This is a genomic window from Sphingobacterium sp. SGG-5 (genome assembly GCF_011043525.1).
Taxonomy (GTDB): Bacteria; Bacteroidota; Bacteroidia; order Sphingobacteriales; family Sphingobacteriaceae; genus Sphingobacterium.
On sequence record NZ_JAAKGO010000014.1, the window covers coordinates 22,281 to 34,146 of the forward strand.

Annotated in this window: 8 protein-coding genes; all 8 read right to left on the bottom strand. The window is 45.9% G+C overall.

Annotated features, from left to right (window positions below):
* Window positions 1-57: 57 nt before the first annotated feature.
* The gene (locus tag G5B30_RS16320) at window positions 58-891 is read right to left on the bottom strand and encodes an alpha/beta hydrolase (RefSeq protein ID WP_165321079.1); all 834 of its coding nucleotides are present in this window, start codon (window positions 889-891) and stop codon (window positions 58-60) included.
* 25 nt (window positions 892-916) lie between these two features.
* Window positions 917-2,950: a sulfatase-like hydrolase/transferase gene (locus G5B30_RS16325; protein ID WP_165321080.1), complete on the bottom strand. Its 2,034-nt coding sequence runs from the start codon at window positions 2,948-2,950 to the stop codon at window positions 917-919.
* A gap of 1 nt (window position 2,951) precedes the next feature.
* On the bottom strand, window positions 2,952-4,823 hold the full coding sequence (locus G5B30_RS16330; protein WP_240903246.1) for a sulfatase: 1,872 nt from the start codon (window positions 4,821-4,823) through the stop codon (window positions 2,952-2,954).
* Window positions 4,824-4,877: 54 nt separating this feature from the next.
* On the bottom strand, window positions 4,878-5,708 hold the full coding sequence (locus G5B30_RS16335) for an alpha/beta hydrolase (protein ID WP_165321082.1): 831 nt from the start codon (window positions 5,706-5,708) through the stop codon (window positions 4,878-4,880).
* Between the two features lie 17 nt (window positions 5,709-5,725).
* Entirely contained in the window at window positions 5,726-6,700 is a 975-nt protein-coding gene (locus G5B30_RS16340; RefSeq protein WP_165321083.1) for a sugar phosphate isomerase/epimerase family protein, read from the bottom strand.
* 31 nt (window positions 6,701-6,731) lie between these two features.
* Window positions 6,732-8,030, bottom strand: a complete 1,299-nt coding sequence (locus G5B30_RS16345; RefSeq protein WP_165321084.1) for a Gfo/Idh/MocA family oxidoreductase — start codon at window positions 8,028-8,030, stop codon at window positions 6,732-6,734.
* 75 nt (window positions 8,031-8,105) lie between these two features.
* Window positions 8,106-9,320, bottom strand: a complete 1,215-nt coding sequence (locus G5B30_RS16350) for a cellulase family glycosylhydrolase (protein ID WP_165321085.1) — start codon at window positions 9,318-9,320, stop codon at window positions 8,106-8,108.
* A gap of 37 nt (window positions 9,321-9,357) precedes the next feature.
* Complete coding sequence (locus G5B30_RS16355) at window positions 9,358-11,826, bottom strand: hypothetical protein (RefSeq protein ID WP_165321086.1); 2,469 nt, start codon at window positions 11,824-11,826, stop codon at window positions 9,358-9,360.
* Window positions 11,827-11,866: the final 40 nt, after the last annotated feature.

Consider the following 11,866-nt stretch of genomic DNA (forward strand, 5'->3'; position numbering starts at 1 on the left):
CCATTATGGTACTGCTTTCTGCTTTATAGCCGGATCAATTATTCCAAGTTCCTTATTTTATTTTTTAATATAACCTAAAGACACCAGAAACTTCACGGCTTCGCCCACAGTCTCGTTATAATACTTTTTATCTCTTTTCGGACTATAATTAAAAAAACCATGACCCTGTCCTTCATACAGGAACAGATCACAACGACTACCGACTTCCTGCATTTTCCGTTGGTACGCTTTTGCCGTTTCCACCGGTATCAGCTTATCCTGGGTACCCAAAAAGACAATGGTCGGGGCTGCTCCTTTCCGGATATTATGAAAGGGTGAAATTTCCAGATAGCGTTCTGTCAGGCGCTCGTATCCATAATTCCCCGGACCGTTATTAAATACCGGATTAAAAAGTACCAGGGCATCAGGCCGTGGATCAACAGACAGATTATCCGTAGCTTCATCTATCCCTGTCAGGTCTGCTGCCGCAGCAATATGTCCTCCGGCGGATCCTCCACCGGCAGCGATACGGGCTGTATCTATACCCAATTCCTCCGCATGTTCACGAAGGTAACGTATTGCTGACCGTGCATCTTTAACGCACTCAAAAGGCGTGGTATTTTGACGCTTTTTCACACGGTAATCTGCTGTAATGGCAACCATACCTTTGGAAGCAAAATGCCGTGCATGCATCCGGAATTGATTCATACTTCCTCCATTCCATCCACCTCCAAAGAATAAAATAATTGCCGGGCGCTGATCTCCTTTTTGATAATCTGCCGGATAATACACTTTCATCTTCAACTGCGTTGTATCTACTTGCTTATAAACCAATTCGAGCGGTTCACCCTGGGCATATAATTTTACAATAGCGAATAAGCAAATACTTACAATACCTATAATTTTTTTCATGAGAATAATTTTGTGTCGATTTCAATTATTTCCAACCTGTTCTCGGCCCACCTTCATAGCTCCATTCGAATTGCAACTTCCGGGTATTGCCCGGAATTGTCCGATAATAGATCTTTACCGGGTGGTAGCCGGCTTTCAGATTCAGTTTGGACTGTTTTTCCCTGCCCGGAGAATATCCATAATCCGCATCTATCAAACCAATATCATGCATACGAACAAAGGCTTTATGATCTGTGGATAAATAGAATGTATACTCGCCATCTGCGGGTGCATGGATGTGACCTTCAAAGACAATCATATCAGTCTCCTTTGGTACTTCTGTAAAGTTGTTTACAAGCATCACAGAAGTTGGTTCCAGACCCCGTATCTGTGGTACCCAGGGTGTATGTACCCGATAGGACTTCGCCTTGAGTTTACCCGCATCGATTTCACCGGTACCAAGAGAAGGTACGGGAGCACCGTCATACGGTCTTGCGGCAGAAGTATCGGGAAAACGCATCTGCAGCACACGGTCCTTCATCCGTTGCTGCAGGGCAGGATTTTCTTTCGCCAGATCTTGGGCCTGCTGCGGATCGTTTACTACATCATAGATCTCAAAATCGTCTTCTGCAGACCGTATATTGTACCTTACACCCATCAGCCCATCAATATGTACCATCTGCATCTGCCCACGGCGCTTGCCGCGGTGCTCAGGCCTAAATGCGGTATACCTTGGCATGGTTCCGGGATGAAAATATTCTGCATATATCCGGCTTTCTTCCTGCTTGCCTTTCTTTGTCAGGGATGCCAGCAGGGAGACACCGTCACTACGGACCGGTGCTGCGGAACCGGCTGCTTCGGCAAATGTAGGCAACCAGTCGTAAGAGATATTGGGTGTATTAACTACCGTATGCGGTGTAATCACACCGGGCCACCACACGATGGCCGGCACCCGGACACCTCCTTCATAAAGATCCCGCTTGATACCGTCAAATGGTCCAAAACCCCGAAAAAAATCAGGCCTGTAGGGTTCGGGCAGATACGACTCTGCCGATGTACCGTTGTCGGAAGTAAAGACCACCAAGGTATTGTCATCTATCTTCAGATCCTTCAACAGCTGCAAAACATCGGCAACCTGCTCATCGATACGGCAGTTTACAGAAGCATAGCGTTTATACGTATCCGGCCAGGGGACTTCGGGCGTAGCTGTATTGTTATCGTCATCATATGTCGCTCCTGCATATTGGGGATACATATACGAATCAACTGTTCCCGATGCCGTATTGATCATATGCCCCGGTCTGCCTAACCACTGTACACCTCCATTTAGCCCACTCCCCTCCGGATAGGCCTGGGTAGGAAGCTCCAGTACGGCATGCGGTGTATCGTAGGCCAGATACATAAAAAAAGGCTGATCCGTCTTCTCCTTCTGATGTGCCACAATATACCGTTTCGCAACTGCGGTGAAGAGGTCGCCCGTATAACACTTATCCAGATCGCCGCTGATCTCATTATAGTTCTCCCACACTTTTTTACTGCCCTTATATACACCCTCCTTCGGATAATGTTCATGTCCATCTACATGGGCCATATAACCAAAATAATAATCAAAGCCCCGTTTCAGGGGATGTGCCGGCCAATCCGGGCCTACCCCCTCGCCCTGTAATCCCCATTTACCGATTGCCGCAGTACGATAACCGGCTTTCTGAAGTACATTGCCCAGTGTATAGTTATCTTCCAGAGCTTTATCGAACTGATTGTCCCGCACATTGGCATGGCCCTGACTGACACCCAACAGTATGGATGCCCGGGAGGGCGCACAGACAGGAGCAGCCGAGTAGTGATGCGGCAATATTGCACCTTCTGCTCCCATCTGATCCAGATTGGGGGTCAGTAGCCACGGTTCGTCTCGCGCAGCTTTCTCTTGCCTGAGCTTCTGGAAAAACATTCCCAGATCGCCGTATCCCATATCATCCATCAGGATAAAGATGATATTTGGTCGCTTTATCCGCCCTTCCTGTGACCATACCTGACAGGTACTGCCGGCAATCAAGCAAAATATCAGTATTATTTTCTTCATATCAGTGTCTGTTTTTTACGCGTGTTAAAAAATCCTTACAAGCCCAGTCGACATTTTCATTAAGATGGGATCTTTCACTTATTGTGCGCACTCCTACAACAAAAGGTTCCGGGTTTGCTAGATATAGCAGATAATTCAGCGCCATTAGCGCGGCATGGGGATTGGCCGATGCCGCCGTCTGCTTGATGATCTCTTCGGCCTCTTTATCGGCAAATGTATCGTAAACGATGGCCGCCATAGTGATGCTGACAGGCAGATAGGCATCGTGAATTTTACTTATCAACTGGGATCTATAGGCCTGCAATAAATTTTTATCTTGTGACCGCAGTCCTAACGCAGCCCAGTAACGAACGATCTTATTTTTATGGGTAAGTAATTCCATCTGCCGAACAGCAGTTTCCTTACCCCGCGTACCCGATAGTTTCGCGGCAGCATATATGTCCTTTATCGGATAACGTGCATCATCCATGCGGTATTCATACGCTGTGCCCGTTCGTGCAATTTCGGCCAGTTCGTATTCCGGTAGAAACATCACGTCTCTGGATTGCAATATAGACTGCTCCAGCTGTGTACGCATCTGTGCTAATTGCGAATAATAATGTGGATCGTCTGCCAGATTATGGATTTCCCACGGATCTTTTTCGGTATCGAACAGAAACTCCGCCGGGCGGTGTTCAAACAACTCTTTTTGTGGGGAATTTAGCTTTCCGTCAGCCAAATCCTGTCGCATCTGTTGCTTTATTTCGCTGATTTCCATATAATTGATGTACCTCACCTGGGGCATAAACGGCATATAGTTCCTGGAATACATATACCTACCATCCGTGATACTCCGCACCAGATCGATACCGTTATCGGAACGGTCTGACGACAATTCAAGGAAGGATACAGGCTCCGATCGCTGTTTTCCTATAAGGATACGTCCTTTCATATGAGCCGGCACCTTGCCTTCGGTCAGCGCGATAAGCGTCGGCGCAAGATCTTCAAAACTAACCAATTCATCCGTAACTACACCGGTGCCCCAAGGAGAGAGATGCCGGTACATAGGCGGGAACCACACTACGAACGGCACGCGGTAACCCAAATTGATCCCATTGGTTTTGCCTTTGGGAATCCCTTCTCCATGATCGCTGAAGAAAAAGATAATGGTACTGTCGGTCAGATGATCCTTTTCCAGACGTTGTAGCAGTTCACCAATCTTGTTGTCTGTCAGTTTTAACGCATTATACACCCGGGCAAATTGCTTACGCATTTCCGGGCTGTCGTGCAGAAAAGGCGGCATCTGAAAATCAGCATCCCCGATACGTTCATCTAAAGACAGCTCACCCAATACGTCGTTTGTGTATTTTTCATAGGGGCTTGTCATGGTCCGCGATTGGTGGCTGTCCATGTAATTGAAAACGGCAAAGAAGGGCTGTCCGGGTCTGCGGTTCCACCAGCCAGCTGTCTTACTGCTTTCGTCCCAAGCATCCGCAACGTAGGATTTTGCATCCGCTACATTGTAATCGGTCTTAAAGTTGTTGCTGGTATAATAACCGGATTGCTGCATATAATAGGGAAATCCATGCATAAAATCGGGCACGGGATATTTACTTCGGTGATGTCCCGTCCCGGCTTCAAAAGTAGGCACTCCTGTAATCAAGGCGGTACGGCTCGGCGAACACACGGTGTTTGTCGAGAATGCACCGGTAAAACGGACACCCTCTGCAGCTAAACGATCTATATTGGGGGTCTTCGCCTCCTCGTTGCCGTAGCAACCTATAAAATGTGGAGAAGTATCCTCGATTGTAATCCACAAAATATTTGGTCTGTCTTGGGCACAACCGATGCTAATATGCCATAAAAAAAAGAACGCTGCTATATATAGTTTCATTTTTCTTGCTTGTTGATTCATTGTTTATGTATAGCTATCAATGTGATCATGGCGCTACATGATATGTGATTGGGATTGCATCTCAAATCCCGGAACTTCCTTTTCCTGCTTTCCTTTTATCAGCTTATTTTTCACTAAAAAATTGTAGGCTTTCCGACATGTCGCTTCATTCCAGCCGGGTTTCTTATAAAAAGAATGTGTTTCCCCACGGGCAACCCAGAACGCTGTGACTACTTTTTCTTTGCTGAGCAAATTGAAGAATTTGTCGCCGCCGGGTTTAAACTTATCCGCATCACCATAGAACAGGACAGTTGGCGGATTTGCAGGGGAAACATAAGGCAACAAAGATGGGGTATATCTCTTTTCGGGCGTATAGGCCGGATTGAACAGCATGAGCGCCGCTACATTTACAGTAACACTCAAATCATCGGATTCCTCATTTATATCCGTATTGAGCGCTGCTGCTGTCGCCAAAAAACCTCCTGCAGAAGCTCCTGCAAGGAAAATCCGATTGGTATCTATATGAAATTCCCCTGCATGTTGTTTCACCCATCGAACGGCACTTTTTGCGTCCATGATACATTTGGGCACCTCGGTCTGCGGATCTGCACCTCTGGCCAACAGACGATAGTCAGCTGACACCGCAACCATTCCTTTTTTTGCAAAATACGCACACTGGTATTTGTGCAATTCCCGTGTACCAATAATAAATCCTCCCCCATGAAAGAAAATAACCACTGGTCGTTCTTTTTGATCAGATACTTCCGGCGTATACACATCCAATTTCAACGGCCTCTCCTCAATCGTCTTATAGACGTATGTGCTCTTCTCCTGGGCAGCTGCCGAAATAACTATAAAAAAACTACAAATAAATAATAACAACATGGCGTTCTCCCTCTTCCTTAAGCGTTCAATGCCTTTCGCGCATATTCCACACATTTAGCAACCTCCTTCACAGCATCAGAACCTGCCGGAATAGCATATTCGAGTTCGATCGTAGCTGGAAATTTATAGCTTCGCTTCGACATGAGCTGCAGTACTTCGTCAATAGGTGTATCACCTTCACCCCAAGGCAGGTTAGCACCTCCATTTTCCTTCGTCTTGCGATCTTTCGTATGCATACTCACGATATGCTCCTGTTTGGCATGGAGGAATGCAATGGGGTCAAAACCTGCTGCCACGTAATGGCCCATATCAAAATTAATGGCATTATAAGGCGATTGCTCCAATGCGCCATCCCACATATCGAACGTTTGTTGCAAATGACCATGGTAACCTACATGGATTTTATGACGAGCAGCAATGCTTCCTAGCCGCTTGGTCTGCCCTGGTTTTTTTGGATATTCTACATTAACCTGATTAGCACCCAATGCCTTTGCAGCCCGCAGGGCATAATCGATCTCGGCATCGGTATTGTTTACTCCTAATGCATTGGGTTTATACCCATAAATCGAAACACCTGCCTTATTATACATTTGCTTAAGCTGCTCAAATTTTGTCATCGGCACCTGGCTACGCCATTCGGCTAATTTACGGTGATATTCGGCCATAACTGCTTTACGTTCCACGGCATCTTTTACACGTGGCGGAGCCGCTGGTGCGCCCGCGAATTGTTCTGCCGGTGTACCCATCAGTTCTATCGCGCTGATGTTACAATCCAGACAATATTGCAGCAATTGCTCTGCACTACTGGGTAGGCTCCGAAAAGAATAGGTAATTACACCGATCTGTACGCCTTTAAAAAGGGAATTAGGCTTACCCAAATTTGGAATATAAGACGGCATACCCCATACTGGTTTCGAAGCGATTGCTGCGCCAGCTAGAGCAATAGAAGTAGACGTCAGAAACTGGCGACGTGAATATTTTTGATGTTTCATTTGCGTGTATATAATCTAAATGTATGCCAGATTAAAAATCCATATAATTCCAACCTTTTCTATAGGGTCTGCTTTTTAGTCTATTGGCATAGGGGTTATCAAATTCTTCCTTTCGTGGATTCCATTTCAAGGGCTGCTGAAGTTCGTACGCTATATTAACCGCATTACAAACCGTAGCCGTCCGATGCCCTATTTCTACATGTGCAATAGGCTTACTTCGCTTTTTAATAGCATCAATCCAATCCTGATAATGATTTTCCGATCGGTAAAGCTGTCGATCTGAAGTTTTCAATTCCCCATTCATCAGACCCTCCGGCTCGACGTGCAGAAACTGTCTGGAAACCTCTATCTTTCCCTCCCTACCGACAAATTGAATAGCATTATGTTTCCCCCAAGGCTTATGATTCACCTGTATGCCATTGGCATACGTAAAATACAAACCGTTTATGGCATCCGGTTGTTCAGGTGGCACGAAAGCTACCGGACCCGAATCATCCATACCTAAAGCCCATTGTACAATATCAAACATGTGTGCACCCCAATCGGTAATATAACCACCCCCAAAACCATGATAGCCTCGCCACCATGCCCATTTATTATCTTCAAGCGGCGGCGAAAGAGTGGGATGATAACCGCGATACAGCGACGGTCCTATCCACCGATCCCAATCCAGATAGTCAGGTGTCGGCATCGTAGGCAGATCACATTGCTTAACCGGCTCACCCACAGCGACATTTATTTCTTTTATTTCGCCAATATAACCGTTCCTTACCAACTCGGCCGCTCGTCTAAAATTATATTGTGACCGCTGCATGCTACCGGTCTGCAGGACCCGCTTGTATTTCTTCACGGCATTCACCATGGCTCTGCCTTCGTCGATCGTTAGCGCCAATGGCTTTTCACAATAGATATCCTTTCCATTTTTTGCCGCATCAATAACATTTAAGGCATGCCAGTGGTCGGGCGTAGCTACTACAACCGCGTCTATATCCGGCCGTGCCAATAGTTCACGATAATCGTTATACCCCTCTACCTGATGGCCGACTTTGGCAGTATTGACTTGGGTAGCTAAGCCTACAAAATGAGCCAATTTCTTTTTATCCACGTCGCATGCTGCAAGAACAATAGTTTCTTCCACTTTACCCATATTTTTCAATAGAGTATGCGCCTGTTTACCAACACCAATATATCCCAGGTTAATCCGGTCGCTTGGCGCGACAAAACCCGCACCACCCAATATGTGCCGTGGTACAATCAGCAGACCTGCGGCAGCCGACGCTCCTGTTTTGAGGAAATCACGCCTATTATAAAGTATAGAGTTCTTTTGCATATTTCAATCAATATATGTATAATCGTTTATATTTTCAGCATACAGTATCTTTTCGAGGTGCTAAAACGCACGTCTTCAGTAAGACAAAAAATAATCTCTCACAATTTCCCCAGTACCCCGACCTGCCCAAGTTGAACATTTATCCCCCAAAACAGTAGGCACTATCGGATCGGTTCTAAAATCTCTAACCGTGGTAAATGGGATGTCAAGTGCATAAGCCATCATGCCGATATTTTTAGATCGTATGTAGTCAAGGAATACTATAGGTGTATGTATACCGAATGCTTCACACCATCCCCCACTCACCTTCGCTTGCCATGCAGTAATTAAGAAAGGGTAATGGTCCGCCATAAATCCAAAGTTTCCATCCCAGTCGATCGCTTTTAAATCCGACCCATCACCGAAGAAAGGATGCACGGAATAAACTATTTTGTCCAATGGGTCTTCAAAACCACCGGGAAACCCTTTGAAAGTCATCAGCAAACCTTGTACGATGATGAAATTTTTAGCGCCCCCCTTCCGTAGGGTTTTAATGATGGTATTTACGCCAACAAACTTTACGCCTCTAAAAGTACCCGATGTCGGCATCCCACCATCTCTATAGATTTGCCAGCCGATATCCGTTCTCGTGGGGGACCAAGGCTCATTTAAAGTCTCGAGCATGATATACGAATCATGTCCAAAAAGTTCCCCCAGTTTTACACAAGCCCTGAACGACACCTGATTATTCAGCGGAGAGTTTGGATTTTCATCCCGCATAGGTTGGGGTATATTGCGGTTGGCCGCAACAAAAATTGTTAAAATAACCACAAAACCCTTTTCCCGGGCAGCTTGAACAGCCCGCTGAATCATGTGTACATAGTCCTCGGAATAATATTGATTTTGAGGATCAAGAGCGGCCTGGTTGACGTTAAGCCGGATGGTATTAGCGCCCCAGTTACGTGCCAAGTCGAGACCTGAGTTATTACCGAATTTCCCCTCACCAAAATAAAAATCCTGAGCCTCCAATTGTCTCGTACAAAATTCTTCATGTGCTGGATCCTTGCTGTACTTTATTAAATTATCTCGTGTATAAAGCAATGACTCAAAAATATAACCTCGTGGATAGAAAGGCTCGCCATCAAGTAAAAATGCTTTCCCATCTAAACTTAGGCCTGTAACTTCTACATCGGAATCTACAGCAACAGAAGGATAGTTATCCGCAGAAATCTTATTTTTTTTGCAACCTGCCAACGCAGTAACTGCAGCAAATAAGGCGAAGGTCACGCATAATGATTTACTATTTTTCATTGTTGTAAAAATCCACGTGTAAAGCCTGCCTATTTTCTTATCGGTAGTTAAGCCACGCTGTTGCTACACAATCTGACTCCGCTTTAAACCGTATCCACCGCGCTTGAAATGACGATGGGAACGTATGCTTGAAAGTCTCTCCCGGATTGACGACTACTTTTTTATAGGTCATCCAAGGACCATGTCCTATAGGTTCTACCTGGATATCAAATGTAACCGGTTTATTTCCCTGATGTGATAATTCCAACGTCTTTTTGTCATAGAAGCCAATAAGGTAAGGATCCGATGGAATATTCCTTTTTACATTAGCGTCCTTCCAAGGACCTCCGTGCCCTATCGGCTTTCCGAGTTTCCACAGGTCGTCTATTGCCCCTACCCAAACCTGAGCCTGTCCATCATCCGAAGTAATAATATGTTCATTACCGGAGGCCGAATGGATTCCTGTCATCACCAATAATCCGCGATACGAGGCATAATCGTGTATGGTGAGCTTATGAGAGGAAATAGGTCGCATTTTAGCAAACCCGTCGGCATTTTCAGCAGGCAGTTCATAAAATGTGCCTTGCAGGCTCAATAGATCACGTTCCGTTGCCACCTCCCGACATATCCGCAATACATTGTCCCGCGTATAATCGATAAAAGCATCAGGTCCTAAAGGTAAACGCCACCGGCGTCCGCTATCGTCAACGATCAGTACTGACGAATTGTCGATCGTAACAACATCTTTCGGGATAGCAAATTTTTCCCGAATAAAGGTCGCCGTTTGGGGGTCGTTTTTCTTAACCAGTTTCATATCACCATCCAACTCATAATATCCTTTTTCTGAAAACTGATTATTTCTAATAGTTCCGGCCAATATACCCAATGCTCTTCTGTTATCCCCCAAACCATACAATAAACCTCCCGTAAAACCCTCCTCCCGGTCATTTATAGTCGCAACTCCTGCAAATAAACTTGTATTCCCATTCGGGTAACGGGAATGGTCTGTATATGTAAAATGCACTGTCGCTTTAGTTTGCGCACTACTTTTCACGCGTATCCACTCACCTTTATCCTTTTCGTCAAACATCCAATTTGCGGTTTCACCGGCCTGTAGATCGATCGTTTTTAACGCTGTCCATTTACCATCTCCCTGCAGGTCGGTTTCCAAAAGAAACGATGTTTTTTCCGTACCTTCATTTTTAATCCAGACAGCTCTGTTCTTCCAACCTGCAAACAAAAAAGGTTCTGAAACTTCATTCGCCATGATCTGCTCCGACAGCCAGACTGCCCCTTCGGCCGTATTGGGTCCTAAGTGATCTGGCTGATCAAGCGAGGTAAACCACAAATTCGAGTTGGATTGCCCCGGTCCTTCTATGCCTCCTTTGATGCCTCGGGTATTCAAAAATTCTTTCTGTGCCGAATCATCACATCCAAATACCAATTGGTTATTCCATCGGGTATAATCGCCTATCACTTTCAGATAAGCCGAACGAGGACGGATACCCGCTGTTTGCCCAACAGCAAGCTGCGCCGGGACCTTCCAGAACAGACCATGCATCGTCATCAGATAATCTGGATTAGCTGCGGTGCCTACATCACGGATACGCGGCCATTCCGTATTCCAACCATGGGCACCATCATAGGTGTGGCTGGCCTTAGGCAAACGATAAAACGTCCAGCCTACTTCAGCTGACCGAACGCCTAAAAGGACCGATTTATTATCCCAGCCTGTTGCCCATATTGGATCTTTCGCCGGGTTTGTATTTCCATGGATCCCTCCGGGACCGGTAATTTCGGTAAATTGGTTTCGACGTATCACCTTCCAGTCTTTTCCGTTCCATTCCGCCAGTACGCCAGCTTCGACATCAAACTGTTTCATTGCTGCGTCGCTTTTCTCCCCATTATTGGAATAGATCAATACACCCTGTCCGGAGTAAAGCCCTTTCCCATGGGCGCCGGGTAGAAGCCGGCTATAATCAGCAGATCTTCCCGCCCTTTGGAGCGAATTACCATCTTCATAAAGCGTGTTTGTTTTCAGCGTGTGTACATCTACTTCATAAAATCCTTCTTCCATCGTTGCGATATAGATTTTGTTAGCCGGGTCGGTAAGATGCCTAGCGGCGCCGGTATATCTGCCTGGCGCATCGTCGTATGAAATCACTTTTACATGTCGCTGTGCATCGATGGCATAAGGCCCGATAAACAGCTGGTTGCTCTCCGCATGGATAAGCCTATTGGCCGGCGTACCACCCACACTCTCCTCCCGGACAATCTGTTGCAAGTCCGGTGTGATCTCATAGAGTTTGTCGGATGACTGTGTTGGCTTGTGCGGAGCATAGGTAATGACCCATAGGCGATCCGCCCAAGGAACCACAGCCCCAGTGCCACATTCCCCTTCATTATTATAGTAGGCAAGGTGGGGGTAAATCCCGCTAAACACTGGCTTTTCTGAAACCTGCGAACGACAGCTGTAGTTCGCAACACTGATTAACAGCGATAAATAAAATAATTTTACGGCATTCATGTGTAACGTCAATTATAAAATATAAAGTAAGTATCTGTTT

Bases quoted from the DNA above. Each gene is read 5' to 3' on its own strand.
- G5B30_RS16325 (WP_165321080.1), bottom strand. From the start codon at position 2,950: ATGAAGAAAATAATACTGATATTTTGCTTGATTGCCGGCAGTACCTGT.
- G5B30_RS16355 (WP_165321086.1), bottom strand. From the start codon at position 11,826: ATGAATGCCGTAAAATTATTTTATTTATCGCTGTTAATCAGTGTTGCG.
- G5B30_RS16320 (WP_165321079.1), bottom strand. From the start codon at position 891: ATGAAAAAAATTATAGGTATTGTAAGTATTTGCTTATTCGCTATTGTA.
- G5B30_RS16330 (WP_240903246.1), bottom strand. From the start codon at position 4,823: ATGAAACTATATATAGCAGCGTTCTTTTTTTTATGGCATATTAGCATC.
- G5B30_RS16340 (WP_165321083.1), bottom strand. From the start codon at position 6,700: ATGAAACATCAAAAATATTCACGTCGCCAGTTTCTGACGTCTACTTCT.
- G5B30_RS16335 (WP_165321082.1), bottom strand. From the start codon at position 5,708: ATGTTGTTATTATTTATTTGTAGTTTTTTTATAGTTATTTCGGCAGCT.
- G5B30_RS16350 (WP_165321085.1), bottom strand. From the start codon at position 9,320: ATGAAAAATAGTAAATCATTATGCGTGACCTTCGCCTTATTTGCTGCA.
- G5B30_RS16345 (WP_165321084.1), bottom strand. From the start codon at position 8,030: ATGCAAAAGAACTCTATACTTTATAATAGGCGTGATTTCCTCAAAACA.